This is a genomic window from Planococcus soli, assembly GCF_016881065.1.
GTDB classification, from domain to species: Bacteria; Bacillota; Bacilli; order Bacillales_A; family Planococcaceae; genus Planococcus; species Planococcus soli.
Genome location: NZ_WXYN01000012.1, coordinates 318,132 through 336,223, shown reverse-complemented (window position 1 = coordinate 336,223; position 18,092 = coordinate 318,132). Strand labels below are relative to the sequence as shown.

16 protein-coding genes are annotated in these 18,092 nt (G+C 45.3%); all 16 read left to right on the top strand.

The genetic code is table 11. The annotated features are described in order from the left end of the window. The first annotated feature begins 132 nt into the window (after window positions 1-132). Complete coding sequence (gene icd / locus GJB59_RS07140; protein WP_142827641.1) at window positions 133-1,401, top strand: NADP-dependent isocitrate dehydrogenase; 1,269 nt, start codon at window positions 133-135, stop codon at window positions 1,399-1,401. Between the two features lie 323 nt (window positions 1,402-1,724). Beyond that, window positions 1,725-2,663, top strand: a complete 939-nt coding sequence (gene mdh, locus GJB59_RS07135; protein WP_142827642.1) for a malate dehydrogenase — start codon at window positions 1,725-1,727, stop codon at window positions 2,661-2,663. Between the two features lie 145 nt (window positions 2,664-2,808). Next, window positions 2,809-3,258, top strand: coding sequence for a MaoC/PaaZ C-terminal domain-containing protein (locus tag GJB59_RS07130; protein ID WP_142828015.1), 450 nt, complete (start codon window positions 2,809-2,811; stop codon window positions 3,256-3,258). A gap of 72 nt (window positions 3,259-3,330) precedes the next feature. Beyond that, window positions 3,331-4,038: a response regulator transcription factor gene (locus GJB59_RS07125; protein ID WP_142827643.1), complete on the top strand. Its 708-nt coding sequence runs from the start codon at window positions 3,331-3,333 to the stop codon at window positions 4,036-4,038. After that, window positions 4,035-5,432: a two-component system histidine kinase PnpS gene (pnpS, locus tag GJB59_RS07120; RefSeq protein WP_142827644.1), complete on the top strand. Its 1,398-nt coding sequence runs from the start codon at window positions 4,035-4,037 to the stop codon at window positions 5,430-5,432. The genes GJB59_RS07125 and pnpS overlap by 4 nt, the downstream gene beginning before the upstream one ends. Window positions 5,433-5,446: 14 nt before the next feature. Further along, the gene (locus GJB59_RS07115) at window positions 5,447-6,664 is read left to right on the top strand and encodes a carboxylate--amine ligase (RefSeq protein WP_142827645.1); all 1,218 of its coding nucleotides are present in this window, start codon (window positions 5,447-5,449) and stop codon (window positions 6,662-6,664) included. 171 nt (window positions 6,665-6,835) lie between these two features. Next, on the top strand, window positions 6,836-7,813 hold the full coding sequence (hflK, locus tag GJB59_RS07110; RefSeq protein WP_185960031.1) for an FtsH protease activity modulator HflK: 978 nt from the start codon (window positions 6,836-6,838) through the stop codon (window positions 7,811-7,813). Then, window positions 7,813-8,784 (top strand): protease modulator HflC, encoded by a 972-nt coding sequence (gene hflC, locus GJB59_RS07105; protein ID WP_142827646.1) that lies wholly within the window; start codon window positions 7,813-7,815, stop codon window positions 8,782-8,784. The genes hflK and hflC overlap by 1 nt, the downstream gene beginning before the upstream one ends. A 65-nt stretch (window positions 8,785-8,849) precedes the next feature. Further along, entirely contained in the window at window positions 8,850-11,486 is a 2,637-nt protein-coding gene (gene polA / locus GJB59_RS07100) for a DNA polymerase I (protein WP_142827647.1), read from the top strand. Between the two features lie 15 nt (window positions 11,487-11,501). After that, entirely contained in the window at window positions 11,502-12,371 is an 870-nt protein-coding gene (gene mutM / locus GJB59_RS07095; RefSeq protein WP_142827648.1) for a bifunctional DNA-formamidopyrimidine glycosylase/DNA-(apurinic or apyrimidinic site) lyase, read from the top strand. Window positions 12,372-12,380: 9 nt separating this feature from the next. After that, a complete protein-coding gene (coaE, locus tag GJB59_RS07090; protein WP_142827649.1) occupies window positions 12,381-12,986 on the top strand; it encodes a dephospho-CoA kinase in 606 nt (201 codons plus the stop codon). Window positions 12,987-13,088: 102 nt separating this feature from the next. Beyond that, window positions 13,089-14,108: a glyceraldehyde-3-phosphate dehydrogenase gene (locus tag GJB59_RS07085; RefSeq protein ID WP_142827650.1), complete on the top strand. Its 1,020-nt coding sequence runs from the start codon at window positions 13,089-13,091 to the stop codon at window positions 14,106-14,108. A gap of 315 nt (window positions 14,109-14,423) precedes the next feature. Continuing rightward, window positions 14,424-14,807: an adenosylmethionine decarboxylase gene (speD, locus tag GJB59_RS07080; RefSeq protein ID WP_142827651.1), complete on the top strand. Its 384-nt coding sequence runs from the start codon at window positions 14,424-14,426 to the stop codon at window positions 14,805-14,807. Window positions 14,808-14,921: 114 nt separating this feature from the next. After that, a complete protein-coding gene (gene nrdR, locus GJB59_RS07075; RefSeq protein WP_006831136.1) occupies window positions 14,922-15,398 on the top strand; it encodes a transcriptional regulator NrdR in 477 nt (158 codons plus the stop codon). An 11-nt stretch (window positions 15,399-15,409) separates the two neighbouring features. Continuing rightward, window positions 15,410-16,780, top strand: a complete 1,371-nt coding sequence (locus GJB59_RS07070; RefSeq protein WP_142827652.1) for a replication initiation and membrane attachment family protein — start codon at window positions 15,410-15,412, stop codon at window positions 16,778-16,780. Further along, complete coding sequence (dnaI, locus tag GJB59_RS07065; RefSeq protein WP_142827653.1) at window positions 16,781-17,716, top strand: primosomal protein DnaI; 936 nt, start codon at window positions 16,781-16,783, stop codon at window positions 17,714-17,716. The last annotated feature ends 376 nt before the right edge of the window (window positions 17,717-18,092 follow it).

Sequence of the window (18,092 nt, the reverse complement as noted above, 5' to 3'; positions counted from 1 at the left end):
CGGGCATGCAGACTTATGTGCCAGTTGAGGAAAGATAAAAATCTTTCGCAATTTACTACTATAAAAAAATATAACTCATAGGGCTTGCACTCTGTGCAGCCCTATGACTTTGACCACAGGAGGAAATTATACATGGCTAACGGCGAAAAAATTTCAGTAGAAAACGGTATCTTGAACGTTCCCAACAACGCAGTAATTCCTTACATCATTGGTGATGGAACAGGACCGGATATCTGGTATGCAGCTTCACGTGTTTTAGAAGAAGCAGTAACAAAAGCTTATAATGGCGAAAAATCAATTGTTTGGAAAGAAGTGCTTGCGGGACAAAAAGCATTCGATGAAACTGGCGAATGGCTTCCTGAAGAAACTCTTGATGTAATCCGTGAATACCTGATCGCAATCAAAGGTCCTTTGACAACGCCAATCGGCGGCGGTATCCGTTCATTGAACGTAGCACTTCGCCAGGAACTTGATTTGTACACTTGCCTGCGTCCAGTCCGTTATTTCGACGGCGTACCTTCACCGGTTAAACGCCCTGAAGATACTGATATGGTTATTTTCCGTGAAAACACAGAAGATATCTATGCGGGCATCGAGTACGCTAACGGATCTGATGAAGTGAAAAAATTGATTTCATTCCTTCAGGATGAAATGGGCGTTAAAAACATCCGTTTCCCTGAGTCTTCAGGGATCGGCATTAAACCGATCTCAGAAGAAGGAACAAAACGCTTAGTACGTGCAGCGATCAACTATGCTATTACTGAAAAACGTGAATCATTGACGCTTGTCCATAAAGGGAACATCATGAAGTTCACTGAAGGAGCTTTCAAAAACTGGGGCTATGAAGTTGCTGAGCAAGAGTTTGGCGATAAAGTGTTCACATGGAACCAATATGATGCAATCAAAGATGAGCAAGGAACAGATGCTGCAAACAAAGCACAAGAAGAAGCACTTGCTGCTGGCAAAATCCTTGTCAAAGATTCAATCGCTGATATTTTCCTACAGCAAATCCTTACACGCCCAAGCGAGTTCGATGTTGTTGCAACAATGAACTTGAACGGTGATTACATCTCTGATGCTTTGGCTGCTCAAGTAGGCGGAATTGGTATCGCTCCTGGAGCGAACATCAACTACGATACTGGACATGCTATTTTTGAAGCAACTCACGGTACAGCACCTAAATATGCTGGCCTTGATAAAGTAAACCCATCATCTCTACTTCTTTCAGGCGTCTTGATGCTTGAGCATTTAGGATGGGTAGAAGCTGCTACAATGATCACAAACTCTATGGAGAAAACAATTGCTTCTAAAGTTGTAACTTATGACTTCGCACGTCTAATGGACGGCGCTACAGAAGTGAAATGCTCTGAGTTTGCTGATGAATTGATCAAAAACCTATAAGAGTAAAAGAGAGGGAGGGAATTTTTTCCCTCCTTTTTTGTATCATTTATTAGTTGAATCTAAGTTTTATAGCTATTTAAGTTGAATTAATGATCATCGCATGCCCGCAGGAGTCTCCACTGATTTGCTCTATATTTTTCATGAATACAGTGGTGAAAATAGGCTTGCTTTCAATTCATTAAATCTCCTAGCGCCGGCGTGTCGACGGGCTAAGCGAAGCAAGAAGACGCACTTTTCCTGGCTTTTTGCGGGAGCTGTGCCCAAAGTGATTGTAGAAACTGAAATTTACCACAACTCAAATACTGTAAAAGGAGAGATATTTCATGACATTCAAACGCAAAAAGATTTCAGTAATCGGTTCTGGTTTTACAGGAGCTACAACGGCTTTCTTGTTGGCTCAAAAAGAATTGGGTGATGTGGTTATAGTGGATATTCCGCCGATGGAAAATCCGGCAAAAGGCAAAGCGTTGGATATGGCGGAGGCTGGTCCTGTCCAGGGGTTTGATGCCCGCGTGACAGGAACTTCAAATTATGAAGACACCAAAGACTCAGACTTGGTCATTATCACAGCGGGAATTGCACGCAAGCCAGGCATGAGCCGGGATGATTTGGTTCAAACCAACCAGAAAGTTATGAAAGCTGTTACGGCGGACATTGTGAAATATTCTCCTGATACGACAATCATCGTATTAACGAATCCAGTCGATGCCATGACTTATACCGTCTTCCAGGCATCCGGTTTTCCAAAAGAGCGTGTGATTGGGCAATCCGGCGTATTAGACTCTGCCCGGTTCCGGACGTTTGTCGCAGAAGAATTAGATGTATCGGTCAAAGATGTTACCGGATTCGTATTAGGTGGACATGGCGATGATATGGTCCCGCTTGTTCGTTATTCCTATGCAGGCGGTATTCCATTAGAGACCTTGATTGCCAAAGGACGCTTGGATGAAATTGTGGCGCGGACACGCAAAGGTGGAGCAGAGATCGTTAACCTTTTAGGAAATGGTTCAGCTTATTATGCACCTGCAGCGTCACTCGTGGAAATGGCGGAGGCGATCATCAAAGATCAGCGCCGCATTTTGCCAGCCATCGCATATCTAGAAGGCGAGTATGGATTAGACGGCATTTATCTAGGTGTACCAACTATCCTGGGAGCAAACGGGATTGAAAAGATTATTGAAATTGATTTAAACGAAGAAGAGAAAGCTTTATTAAATCAATCAGCGGATTCGGTAAGAGCCGTCATGAAAGTGCTGGCCTAATTTATAATTGGGGCGAACAGGGAATTGTCCCTGTTCGTTTTTTTAATATCGCAGTTCCGTACTGTTTTACTGCTACCTTAGGAGCTTGCACTTTCATTGGCTAAATTGATACTATAGGAGTATCAAGAAAATGGAGGGATGTTGTTTGTTGCTTGGGAAAAAGCGAAAATTAGGCCGGACAGTAGAAGAAATCAAAATCGGCGAGAAACTGAAGCTGACGGAAAAGATTGAAGACAAAGATCTTCTTCTCTATCTGGGTTTGACAAATGACAGCAATCCGCTGTATATTCAACACGATTTTGCTTCGCAGACGGTTTTTGAAAAGCCTGTGGTGCCAACTATCATGTTGACGGGAATTCTTACCTCGGCGGTATCCAAGCATATACCGGGTCCCGGCTCTTATATCAGCGGCCAGCAACTGAAATTTTTAAAGCCTGTCCATCATTATGCCACAATCGATTTTTTGTTGGAGGTTATCGAAGTGGATATCCGGCACAATGAAATAACCGTCAAAGTTGAGGGAATCGATGAAAATGGTGAAATCGCGCTACAAGGACAGATTACTGCTAACCCACCGCGGATTCTAGAAAATTGAACAGCTCGCGCAATTGATAATTTTTAATGCGGTTTGAGATGGGGGTTTCAAACTGAGTGTGGAGGATGTAAAATGCTGAAGAAAATATTGATTATCGAAGATGAACATTCAATTGCAACCTTACTGTCCTATAATCTTGTTCAAGCAGGTTTTGAGACTATTATTGCCAATGATGGAAAGCAGGGTTATGACTTGGCTTTGAGTGAAAACCCATCATTGATTGTCTTGGATCTCATGCTGCCGTCGATGGACGGGGTAGAAGTCTGCAAATCACTGCGCCAGCAAAAAGTTAATACACCCATCATCATGTTAACGGCTAAAGGCGATGAATTTGATAAGGTGTTGGGATTGGAACTGGGTGCGGATGATTACATGACCAAACCATTCAGCCCGCGGGAAGTTGTCGCACGCATCAAAGCTGTGTTGAGAAGAGCGAACAATGTTCCTACTCCGCAGCAGGATTCGTCTGCACCGATTTCTCTCGGCAAATTGGATGTTTATCCTGATCGATTCGAAGTTTTCCTTAACAAAGAGCAGCTGGAGTTTACACCGAAAGAATTTGAATTGCTGGTGTATCTAATGGAAAACAAAAATCGGGTATTGACCCGGGATCAGCTGCTGAGCGCCGTGTGGAAATACGATTTCGCAGGGGACACGCGCATTGTCGATGTCCACATCAGCCATTTGCGCGATAAGATAGAAGAAAATAGCCGAAAGCCGACGTTCATAAAAACCATTCGGGGACTGGGCTATAAATTCGAGGAGCCGAAAAGCTTATGAAGTCCTTTCGGCATCGCCTGCTGATCACCCTGCTGGTGTGGATTGGTATGATGCTGGCAGGTTTGTTCATTGTCGTGCATCAACTCCTGCCGATCTATGCGAATGCTGAAAATAAAACAGAGATTTGGCTGATATTGTTTTTTGCTTTTGTCCTTGCTCTTCTATTCTCAGCGATTGTCGGCAGCCGGATCATAGAAGTGAACATCAAACCGATCGAAAATGCTACGGAGACGGCGATGGAATTGGTCAAAGGGAATTACCGGGCGCGAGCATCGGAATCCAATGCTCAAGCCAGTGTTGAGTTGAGCCGGACCATCAATGTGCTGGCCCGCAACCTGCAGGAAATCACAGCAGTTCGGGTGATGGAGCAGGAGCGGTTGAAAACCCTGATTGAAAACATGGGCAGCGCATTGATTATGATCGACAGGCAAGGGGCTGTTTCACTGGTCAATAAACCCTTCTTGGAAGAATTTGAGCTGTCTACGGAAAATACCCTGGGTAAATTCTATAAAGAAATCCACGTGCCCTATGAACTGGAAGATTTTATCGAAAATGTCTTTATGACTGAAACGCATTCGCGTGCGCAAATTGAATTTATGTCAGGGTTGAATTTGAAAAACCTGAATGTCTACGGAGCGCCTGTTATTGGAGAGCATCAGCGCTGGCTTGGAATCGTCATTGTTTTTCATGACATCACAGAACTGAAAAGGCTGGAGCAAATACGCAAAGATTTTGTGGCCAACGTATCCCACGAACTTCGGACGCCGGTAACTTCTATTAAAGGTTTTTCGGAAACGCTGCTTGATGGTGCGTACAAAGATACAGATACGTTGCTATCATTTTTGGAAATTGTCCATACAGAAAGCAATCGGCTGGAAATGCTCATTAACGATCTGCTCGATTTATCGAATGTAGAACAAAGCGGATTTGAAGTAAAAGCGCAGCCAACTGACATGAAAGCTGTCATAAAGCGGGCTGTGGAAATGATTCAGCCAAAAATCAATGAGAAATCGATCGGGCTGAAACTCGAAATTAAACCTGTGACAGTTTATGGGGATGCGAATCGCCTAATACAAGTAATCATGAATCTGCTGATCAATGCAGTTACATATTCAGGAAACAACACAGAAATCACCATCCGGCTTTTTGTTAAGGATAATCAAGCTGTCATTCAAGTGGAAGATCAGGGAATCGGAATTGAAAGCTCAGAAATCGGCCGGTTATTTGAACGTTTTTACCGTGTCGATCGGGCCCGCAGCCGAAATTCAGGCGGTACTGGCCTTGGACTTTCGATTGTCAAACACTTAATCGAGGCGCATCATGGAAAAGTGGAAGTCGACAGCACAGTAGGCGTCGGAACCACATTCACGATTTATTTGCCTTTAGCTAGTTAATTTAGGAGGAAAGTATGGAAACCAAACACCCATTTTTGCCAATTATAATCGGTACAGACATGAACGCATACAACATGGCCATCTCTTTTCACGAAGCATATGGCATCAAGCCGATTTTAGTCGGTAAAGAAAATTTATCATTTACTTCATTGAGCACAATCACCGAAACCATTGAACTGCGTTCCGGTCTCGCTGAAGATGTCCAATTTGCTGATATTTTAATTGATATTGCCCGTAAATACAGAGCTCCTGGAAAAACCCTTTTGCTGATCGGCACAAATGATCTCTATGTCCGCCTTATTATCGAAAATGCCAAGATTCTGCGTGAGCATTACGTCTTTAATTACATCAATGAAGATCTAATGAATCAGCTGCAGGTCAAATCAAATTTCTACGAGTTGTGCAAAGTGCACGGCATCGAAACACCGACCACCTTCTTCTACGACTGCAATTCAGCAGCACCTTTTGAAGAAGAGATGATGTTCCCGGTTATTATCAAGCCGAGCAACGGCATTGAATACACCAGAAACAAGTTTGAAGGGCAGCAAAAAGTCTACAAAGTCGAAAGCCCGAAAGAAATGCACTCAGTGATCCAGCAAATCAAGGGAGGCGGCTACCGCGACGAATTGATCATCCAGGATTATATACCGGGTGATGATACCTTTATGTGGGATTCGGTTATCTATGCGAATTCGAAAGGGAAAACGCAGCTGGTGACTTTTGCACAAGTGGTCCTGCAGGAGCATACGGTAACAGCGATAGGCAACTATACAGCGCTGATCACGCGTTTCGACAAAGATATGATGGTCAAGCTGCAAAATTTCCTGGAAGCTGTCGGCTATAATGGATTTGCGAACTTCGATTTAAAATACGATGCACGCGATAATAAGTTTAAAGTGTTTGAAGTGAACATTCGCCAGGGCCGTTCGAGCTATTACGTCACAGCTCTTGGGCACAACATGGCAGAGTATTTTGTTGACGATCTCATTTACCAGACCGACAAACCTGTGACCTATTTGAATGAAGACTTTCTGTTTACAGTCGTGCCGAAAGCGGTTCTGCGAAATTTTGTCAACAACAAAGCAGTGCTCAAAGACATCAAGCGTTTGATTAAAAAAGGCCAGTATGGCAATCCGCTGTTCTATAAACAGGACAAGCATTTAAAGCGAAAAGTCTATCTTCTGGCGCGCCAAGTAAATTATTATAAAAAATATAAAAACAATCAATGGTAAATTTACAGAAGCTTAACACCAGCTTCATACTCGGATGTTAAGGTTTAATAGAACCCCCTTCAACCGCATGATTTGAAAAAGAGTCCCTTCCCCGGGCTCTTTTTCTTTTTTTATGAAACTATTTCACTATTATTCCGTATTATGGATAATAAGGAAAAAGGGGGACGTATCATGACGACTAAAAAATTATTGGCAGTGATTGGTTTGTCTATTGCCGGAATTGGACTGCTCATTGCAGTTTTCACTTCCTGGTATACAGTAGACGAATCGGAACAGGCAGTCATTGTCACATTCGGTGTAGCCAATGAAACCGTTACAGAAGCCGGTTTGCATTTTAAGATGCCGTGGCCAATACAAAGAGCGGAAATCCTGTCTAAAGAAACCTATAGCCTGCAATTCGGTTATAACCAGAATGAAGAAGGCGAGATCGTAGCCTTTGATAAGGAAACCAAAATGATTACTGGAGATGAAAATATCGTCCTCACCGATCTGGTGGTCCAATGGAAAATCACAGATCCTAAAAAATACCTGTTCAATGCAGAAGCCCCGCAGGATATTTTGCACGACGCCACATCAGCATCTATCCGCTCCATCATTGGCAGTTCGTTGATCGATGACGCGCTGACTTCCGGAAAAGCGGAAATTGAAGCTGAAACACGCAATTTGCTTGCCTCGCTGATTGATAAATACGATATCGGCATTACGGTTCTGGCTGTCAAACTGCAGGATGTGGAACTGCCAAACGAAGAAGTGCGGGCGGCGTTCACGAATGTAACAGATGCCCGGGAAACGATGAATACAAAAATAAACGAAGCCAGAAAATATGAAAACCAGAAGCGCAATGAAGCGCTAGGTGAAAAAGCGGCAATCAATTCGCGCGCTGAGGGTGAGAAAGTATCGCGTGTCCAACAGGCGACTGGAGATGTTGCGCTTTTTGACAAGCTTTACGTGGAGTATGAAACCAATCCGGAAGTCACCAAGCAGCGAATTATTATGGAAACATTGGAATCGGTCCTGCCGAACGCCAAATTGTACATCATGAACGACGAAGGCGGCACCATGAAATACTTGCCGCTTGACGGCATGCAGACAGCCGTTCCACCAGCAGTAGAAGAGGAAGCGGCAGATGAAGAAGGGGGCGGCAACTGATGGAACCGAAGAAACCCTTAGAAGAAGTGAAGAAGTACAATCCATACGAAAAGCCGAAAAAGAAAAAAGAGCCGAAAGATCCGATCGACTTCAAGAAATACTGGAAACTGATCGTCGGTCTGGTTGTCGCATTTGCATTGCTGCTTATCGTCTTGACGAGTGTTTACGTGGTCAAGGAAAATGAATACCGCGTTGTCCGCCAATTTGGTGAAGTGGTGAAAATCCAGGAAGAACCGGGCATCAAAATGAAAATACCGTTCGTTCAAAGCGTGACAACCTTGCCCAACTACCAAATGACTTATGATGTATCAGAAGCCGAAATCAACACGAAAGATAAAAAGCGCATCATTATCGACAATTACGCCGTCTGGCATGTTGTAAACCCGCTTGATCTGATTTCCAATGCCGGGACGATTGTCAATGCAGAGTCGCGGATGGAAGAATTCATCTATTCCGTCGTCCGGACAGAACTGGGGCAGCTAAATTACGAAGAAATTATTAACGATGAAAATTCTTCCCGCGGCAGCTTGAACGATAGCGTCACGGCAAAAGTCAATGAGTTGCTGGAGAAAGACCAATACGGCATCCAGGTGCTGGATGTTCGGATGAAGCGGACGGATTTGCCGGAAGAAAACGAGCAATCCGTCTATACACGGATGATTTCCGAACGTGATTCCACAGCTCAGGATTATCTGTCGCAGGGAGATGCAAAAAAACGCGAAATCGAAGCGCAAGCTGACCGTGAAGCACAGGAAGTCATTGCGACTGCACGAAAAGAAGCCGCATTGATCCAGGCTGAAGGTGAATCGGAAGCTGCGATCATTTACAACGAATCCTTCTCGAAAGACCCGGAATTTTACGAACTTTACCGTTCTTTGGAATCCTATAAGAAAACAATCGGTGATGATACGGTCATTATTCTGCCGTCGGATTCACCATATGCGGATATCCTGTCCGGTAATTTCGAATAAGGCTGCGGCCGTCATTTCTCTTCTATTTGCCTGCGTGGTAAAATAAAGGGAATGACGGCTTTTTTATGGAGAGGGGTAATTTTGTGGCAAAGAAAATACTTTTATTAGATGGGAACAGTTTGGCGTACCGGGCGTTTTTTGCCTTGCCGCTGCTGACCAATGAAAACGGCATCCACACGAATGCTGTATATGGATTTACCATGATGCTTCAACGAATATTGGAAGAAGAAAAACCTACGCACATGATTGTGGCTTTCGATGCGGGGAAAACCACGTTCCGCCACAAAACATTCAGTGAATATAAAGGTGGACGACAGAAAACGCCGCCCGAACTGTCGGAACAATTTCCTTATTTGAAAAAACTGATCGATGCGTACCGGATCAAACGCTACGAATTGGAAAATTACGAAGCGGATGACATTATCGGAACGTTGAGCCTGGAAGCGGAGCGGGAAGGCGACGAAGTCGTGGTCATTTCAGGAGATAAAGATTTGACGCAATTGGCTTCGCCTTCGACAACTGTATATATTACGCGCAAAGGCATTACCGATATTGAAAAATACACAGTCGAGCACATTAAAGAGAAATACGGACTAACGCCAGACCAGATTATCGATATGAAAGGCCTGATGGGCGATGCCTCCGACAATATTCCGGGTGTTCCCGGCGTAGGTGAAAAAACAGCGCTGAAACTATTGGCAGCACACGGTTCAGTTGAAGGGGTTTATGCCGCCATCGATCAGCAAAAAGGCAAGATGAAAGAAAAGCTGGTTGCCAATGAAGACCTTGCCTATATCTCCAAACAGCTTGCTACAATCGAACGCAATGCGCCGATTGAAATCAAAATTGAAGAATTGAGCTATGACGGACCAGACCAGGACGAATTAGTGAAAGTATGGAACGAATTGGCGTTTAAATCGCTATTAGAGAAGATGGAGTACACAGCAGAAGAAACCGTCAAAGAAGAATTGACGTTCGAAGTAGTGACAAGCATTGATCCATCTATACTGAAAGATGAGATGGCAGTCCATTTGGAATTGTACGATGAACATTATCATAGCTGCGATTTGCTTGGAGTTTCTTTGGCGACAGAGACAGAAACCTATGTGATTCCCATGGATGTTGTTGAGCATTCGGAGGCATTCCGTGCGTGGTTTAAAGATCCTTCGAAGAAAAAGTTTATGGCAGATTCCAAAGCAGCGACAGCAGCCTTCCTGCGCTGCGGCATTGAACTGAAAGGTGTAGACTTTGACTTGATGCTGGGGGCTTATATCGTTAATCCATCGTTGACGTACACGGATATGGCGAGCATCGTCCAGGAATACGGCTATACAGATGTGTCGACAAACGAGCAGATTTATGGCAAAGGTGCGAAAAAGAAAGTGCCGGAAGATGTTATTCTCCACGAGCACATTGCCAGAAAAGCGCGGACCATTTGGAAAGTGCGCCCGTTGGTCATGGAAAAACTCGAAGAAAATGAACAGTTTGATTTATACGATAAACTGGAACTTCCTTTAGCGACAGTCCTTGGACAGATGGAATCGCTCGGCGTGATGGTCGACCGCAACCAATTGTCGGAAATGGGCAAGGAATTGTCCCATAAACTCGAAAAAATCGAGACGGATATATACAGCCTGGCGGGACAGGAATTCAATATCAATTCGCCCAAGCAATTAGGCGTAGTGTTGTTTGAAAACCTGGGATTGCCGCCTTTAAAGAAAACCAAAACGGGCTACTCCACAGCCGCTGATGTTCTGGAAAAATTGGAAGGGCAGCATGAAATCATTTCGCATATCCTGTTGTACCGCCAGCTGGGCAAACTGCTCTCCACTTATATAGAAGGTTTATTGAAAGAAATCCATAAGGACGGAAAAGTTCATACCCGTTTCCAGCAGGCCCTGACAACGACCGGCCGGCTTAGTTCGACGAACCCCAACTTGCAGAACATCCCGGTGCGCCTTGAAGAAGGCCGTAAAATCCGCAAGGCCTTTGTCCCGTCAGAACCTGGCTGGGTGATGGTTGCGGCCGATTATTCGCAGATCGAGTTGCGCGTCCTGGCAGACATGTCGGAAGACGAGCGCCTCGTCCAGGCCTTTAAAGACGACCGTGATATCCATACGACAACAGCGAGTGATGTGTTCCATGTCCCTGCAGAAGAAGTGACTGGAGATATGCGGCGCGCTGCAAAAGCCGTTAACTTTGGGATTGTCTATGGCATCAGCGATTATGGCCTGTCTCAAAACTTGAACATAACACGCAAAGAAGCAGCGGCATTTATCGATCGTTATTTTGCCAGCTTCCCAGGCGTTAAAACCTATATGACTACCATTGTGGCGGATGCCAAACGCGACGGCTTTGTTACGACTTTGATGAATCGCCGGCGCTATTTGCCCGACATCACCAGCTCCAATTTCAATTTGCGCAGCTTTGCCGAACGCACGGCAATGAATACGCCGATCCAGGGCAGCGCCGCGGATATCATCAAAAAAGCGATGATTGATATGGACGCAGCGTTGGAACGTGAAGACATGCAGACGCGCATGCTGCTGCAAGTGCACGATGAATTGATTTTCGAGGCACCGCCCGAGGAATTGGATAAACTGATGAAATTGGTGCCTGAGGTGATGGAGAATGCAGTGAAGCTGAGCGTTCCATTGAAAGTGGACATTGCGCAAGGCGACACCTGGTACGATACTAAATGATTGGAGGGCATCGATATGCCTGAACTTCCGGAAGTGGAAGGAGTCGTTCGGCAGATCCGCCCCGTGTCCATTGGGAAAAAAATTGAGGCAGTAGCGGTTTCAGATACCATCCGCGTGTCGAAAACAAATGGCAAGGAAGCGATCATCAAGCGGATGGAAGCCGACCGGTTTATCGAAAGTTTGGTCGGTGCACAAATCATCCGCGTCGAACGGCGCAGCAAATATATTTACTTTACATTACGAAATGAAGAAGAGTTTCTGCTGGTCAATCATTTAGGGATGTCCGGAGCCTGGTTTTACGTTGACCAGCTCCAGTCTATTCCCGAGGATAAATTCCGGCGCCATGTCCATGTCGTATTAACGTTAAGCGACGGCAACCTGCTGGCATTTTCTGATATCCGCCGTTTTGGGGAAATGCGGATATTACGAGAGGAAGGGGATTTTCCGCCTTTGCTGCTGATGGCGCCAGAACCTTTCGAGGCAGTGGCGCTTGATCATTTTTTGGTAATGGCAGAAAGTCCGAAATACAAGAACAAGGCGATCAAGGAAGTGATCATGGATGGGCAGATCATTTCCGGCTGCGGCAATATTTATGCAACAGAAGCACTTTTTAAAATGAAAATCCATCCAAATCGGTCAGCCGGCCGCATCAGTAAAAAACGCAAAGTGGAATTATTTGAAACGGTCGTCGCGATTTTGCTGGAGAGCATCGAAGCAGGCGGCAGCACAATATCCGATTACCGCAACATCAATGGCGAATCGGGCAGCATGCAAAACCGTTTTGGCATGTATGGAAAAAAGCATTGCGTAATTTGCGGCACCGCAACAAAAACCTTGAAAATCGGCGGGCGGGCATCAGTATATTGCCCGACTTGCCAGAAATGAGGATGGACGATGATCATTGGACTGACAGGCAGTATTGCCAGTGGAAAAAGTACAGTATCCGGAATGTTGAAAAATTTAGGCTATCCAATCGTTGATGCTGATCTTGTGGCGCGCCTGGTTGTAGAACCCGGTTCCGATACCTTGTCGCAAATTGTGCAGGCGTTCGGGCCAGAAGTGATCCAAGAAGACGGGACAATGGACCGCGCCAAGGTCGGAGCGATCATCTTTAATGATCCGGCAAGCCGCAAAATCCTCAACGATATCATACATCCGGCCATCCGCCAGGAAATGCTGCGGCAGCGCGAGGAGTTTATAACGCAGGGATTCAAGACAATCATCATGGATATTCCGCTATTATTCGAGAGCCGCCTTCAGCATTTGGTGGACAAAATTCTGGTCGTCAGTGTGACCGAAGAAAATCAATTCGACCGATTAGTAGAGCGCAATGGCTTTACTGAACAGGAGGCACGGGCACGCATCAGTTCCCAATTGCCAATGTCGGTAAAAGAAGATGGGGCAGACGCTGTCATCTACAACAACGGCACATTGGATGAAACAAAAAAACAGTTAAACCGAATTTTGGACACCTGGCAGGCGAGCATTGAAAAAGAATAAAAGATATGCCGGTTTTAAGGTTCTCTAAATAGTTAATTGTGTTATACTATATAAGAAATTAAAAAGATGAGTATAACTTAATTATAAACGGAGGATTCCTACATGACAGTTTCTATTGCAATTAACGGATTTGGCCGTATTGGCCGTATGGTTTTCAGACAGGCGATACTGATGGATGACGTCACAATTACGGCAGTCAACGCCACTTATCCAGCTGAAACCCTTGCGCATTTGATTAAGTATGACACAAATCACGGCACCTTCGCAGGTGACGTATCTTCAGAAGAAGATGCATTAATTGTTAACGGGAAACGAATTCAATTGGTTAGTGAACGTGATCCATTGAATCTGCCATGGAAAGAACTGGGCATTGACATTGTCATTGAAGCAACTGGAAAATTCAATTCCCGCGATAAAGCGGCATTGCATTTGGAAGCGGGAGCTAAAAAAGTGATTTTGACAGCACCTGGCAAAAAAGAAGATATCACAATTGTTATGGGCGTCAACGAAGACAAGCTGGATATCGAAAAGCATGACATCATCTCCAATGCCAGCTGCACAACGAATTGCCTGGCGCCGGTCGTAAAAGTGCTGCATGACAAATTCGGCATTGAAAACGGCTTGATGACAACAATCCATTCCTACACGAATGACCAGCAGAACTTGGATAATCCGCATAAAGATCTTCGCCGAGCACGTGCATGTGCCCAATCGATCATTCCAACTTCCACCGGTGCGGCGAAAGCGCTATCATTGGTGATACCGGAATTGCAGGGCAAACTGCATGGCATGGCATTGCGGGTACCGACGCCGAATGTATCGCTGGTCGACCTGGTGGTGGATTTGGAGTCGGATGTGACGATTGCAGAAGTCAATCAGGCTTTTGAAGAAGCATCGGAAAATGGCATGGAAGGAATTTTAAGCCTGACAATGGAGCCGCTGGTGTCTGTTGATTTCAACAGCAACCCAAACTCTGCCATAGTTGATGGATTATCGACCATGGTGATTGGCAAACGCAAAGTAAAAGTTCTTGCATGGTATGACAACGAATGGGGATATTCAGCGCGCGTCATTGATCTGACAAAAAAAGTCGCAAATGCTTTGGTGTTGGTATCTAAATAAGGCTATTCGCCCCGTTTCTCCAGTTCCAAATGGAGAAACGGTTTTTTTTTGGAAAATTTACTGAAAAAAATTCAGGATTAATAAGATATTATTATTGCATTTACAATTAATACGTTTTATACTATGAATCGTAGTTGAAAAACAGCTACCACTTCTGAATTTCCATCGTGCATTTCGGAATTAGGAGCGTAAGATTTTTTATTCACATGACTGCTTAAAGGGTTAGGACCTCTTTGGACTAACTTTCCCCCGTGGTAGTCAACTTTGAATATTTTGCGCAAAAAACAAAATGATATCAAAGGGGGAAAACGAACCATGGAAACAATGGGACGTCACGTAATTGCAGAACTTTGGCAGTGTGATTTTGACAAATTAAACGATATGGATTTTATCGAACAAACTTTTGTTGATGCAGCACTCAAATCCGGAGCTGAAGTAAGAGAGGTAGCTTTTCATAAATTCGCGCCACAAGGTGTCAGCGGAGTTGTGATCATTTCTGAATCTCACTTAACTATTCACAGTTTCCCGGAACACGGCTACGCCAGTGTAGATGTTTACACTTGCGGCGACTTAGATCCAACAATAGCAGCGAAGTATATCGCAGAAGCGCTAGGGTCAACCTCAAGCGAGCTTGTCGAAATTCCGCGCGGTATGGGTCCGGTCAGTGTTGGAAAATCCAAAGTTTCAGTAACTGTATAATCCATTTAACGAAAAACACGAAAGCAGAGGATAAAATCCTCTGCTTTTTCTATTTTCCCGATGAATTTTTGTTATACTAGATACACTAGATAGAGAAGTTAGGGAGATGTCAAAATGAAATGTCCAGCTTGCCAACATAACGGCACACGTGTTGTCGATTCGCGGCCGATAGATGAAATGAAATCAATCAGAAGGCGCAGAGAATGTGAATCGTGCGGTTATCGCTTTACTACTTTTGAAAAAGTGGAAGAGATGCCGCTGATTGTCGTCAAAAAAGATGGCTCACGTGAAGAGTTCAGCCGTGAAAAAGTACTGCGCGGCTTGATTCGTGCATGTGAGAAGCGGCCGGTATCTCTTGAAGCATTGGAAGAAGTGGTCTTTACCATCGAGAAAGACCTTCGCCGGGCGGGCAACCCGGAAGTGAAATCCGAAGAAGTCGGTGAGCTGGTCATGAATCGGCTTGCAGCAATCGATGAAGTGGCCTATGTCCGCTTTGCATCTGTCTATCGCCAGTTTAAAGACATTACTGTTTTTATCGACGAACTGAAGGATTTGCTGAACAAAAGTCCGGAAGATAAGAAAATCGACTAAGGCGGTGACTTATGACTGCATACTATAAAGAATTGCAGCCTGGCGATCCTTATCGAATCCGTCTGCCTTATCCATTTTCGAACTACGACCGGCAGCTTCTGACGCTGCTGTATCAGCCGATGATCGGCGCTGAAGCCACCGCGTTTTATTTAACGCTTTGGGCTGAAGGAGAAGCTTCCGGTGATGAGGCGACCCATTACACATTAATGAACACATTGGGAAACCCCATTTCGAAGATTTTTGAAGCAAGGATTCAACTGGAAGCGATCGGGCTGTTGAAAACCTACCGGAAAGACAATGGCAACCGCTGCTTTATTTATGAACTTTGCCCTCCGCTGGATCCAAAAACCTTTTTTATGGATCCGTTGTTGTCGATGTTCCTGTTCAGCAAAATTGGAGAACCTTCCTATCGCAGGGTTCGGGACCGCTTTCTGATCCACTCGGAAGTTCCGGAAGATTTTAAAGAAGTATCACGGACTTTCACGGATATTTTTCAGCCGGTCCACGCTAAAGCAGGATATCCATCCGCTAAGCAGGATCTGCAGGAACGGAAGCAAGGCGCGTATGAAGCCGATGCAGAATTTGATTTTGCTATGCTGCGCCAAGGACTTTCTGAACAGCTGGTACCGAAACGCGTGCTGACAGCTACCATCAGGGACTTTATTTCCAAACTGGCCTATTTGTATAGTTGGGGGCCGTTGGAAATGCAAAAAGTGATCTTATTGGCAATCGAAGACGATTATAATTTAACGGTTGAAGGCCTGAAAAAATCAGCATCTGAATATTACAAGCTGACGGTTTCAACAACGGCGCCGCAGCTTGTGCAAGTACAAAAAGAAGAGCCAAAGGCGACAGAAGATGTGCCAAAAACGAAACAGGATGAATTGCTAATTTATTTGGAGACGGCGCCGCCGATCCAAGTGCTGCGTGACATTGCCAATGGCAACGAGCCGCTGCCGGCGGATGTCCAGCTGGCCAATCAATTGGTTGTAACTCATGGCATGAAACCGGCAGTCGTCAATGTCCTGCTTCATTATGTCCTGCTGCGCACCGATATGAAACTGACCAAAGCTTATGTGGAAAAGATTGCTTCGCATTGGCTGCGGAAAAATGTAACAACCGCTAAAGAAGCGATGGAGCTGGCGCGTGTTGAGCACACGCAGTATATGAAATGGAAGTCGGAAGGATCACCTACGACTGTGGCTAAACCGTTTACAGGCAATGGAAACCGTAAACCGGTGCGTGAAGAAAAGCTGCCGGAATGGTTCCATAAAAAAAATGATGCACCCGCCGCCAAAGCAGAACCGAGAAACGAAAGCCTGGAAGTGGAAAAGCAAAAACTTCTCGCAAAACTTGCGCTGAAGAAAGGAAAAGGTGGTTAAATGGAACCGATTCGCGAAACCTTAAAACGTGTGGTCAATGCGCCTGCTTTTTCTGAGAGGTACAGTGAGATGCGCAAAGAAGTGCTGGAACATCCAGGAGTCCAAAAATTCCTGGAAAATCATGCTGACGAAATTAACGCACCGACCATCGATAGAGGCCTTGGGAAATTGTACGAGTATATCGATCAATCCCATGACTGCAATAAATGCCCGAGCTTGGATGCCTGCATCAACCACTTGAAAGGCTTTGAGCCGAATTTGGTGTTGGAGCGGGGAACCATCGGAATTTCCTACACGAAATGCCGCCTGAAAGAAGCGAGCGACAATAAACGCCATGCTTCATCATTGATCCACAGCATGTACATGCCAAAAGAAGTTATGCAAGCGACAATCGACGGATTTGACCTGGATGACAGCCGCATGGAAGCGTTCCGCGCAGTCGGTGAATTCCTGGATCAAGCAACCGGCCCCGATAACTTGCCGGAAAAAGGTTTGTATCTGTATGGACAATTCGGTATCGGCAAGTCTTATTTGCTGAGTGCTGTCGCCAACGAATTGGCGGAGATGAATGTCAAATCGGTGCTGGTGTTCGTCCCGGAATTTATGCGGGAAATGAAACAGGCGATCGGTGACCAGACGCTGCAGGAAAAGGTCGACTACGTCAAAAAGGCCGATGTGCTGATGCTTGATGACATTGGGGCTGAAGCGATGTCGAGCTGGACACGTGACGAGGTGCTGGGCACGATTCTCCATTACCGGATGTCTGAGAAGTTGCCGACGTTTATGTCGTCAAATTTCAGCTATTCCGAGCTGGAGTATCACCTAACCTATTCGCAGCGCGGCGAGAAAGAAGATTTGAAAGCTGCACGCATCATGGAACGGATTCGGGCGCTGACCAAACCGGTCAAGCTTGACGGTCGCAACCGCCGAAATTAACCGCAGACCTATTGCATTATCCAGTATTTCGGTTTATAGTAAAAACAATCGAACCAAGATTTTACATGCCTTGACAAGGACATGAGCGGATTTGTACGACTTTCAGAGAGAGAAGCCCAGGCTGCAAGCTTCTTAAGTACCGGCAATCCCGCTTACCGCCTTCGAGCAGCAGCTGTGAACAGTCTCCTTAGTAGCAGCTGACGGAACCGGCCCGTTAGCCGATGCAGAGCTTCATTCCGAACGGACTCGTCCGTTTCGAATAGAAGAAGGGTGGAACCGCGAGCTAAAGCTTCGTCCCTTTTGGGATGGGGCTTTTTTGTGTTTAAAAAAGGAAATGCCAGGCCAGACCCTGTGGCACGGGCATTTCCACCAGATT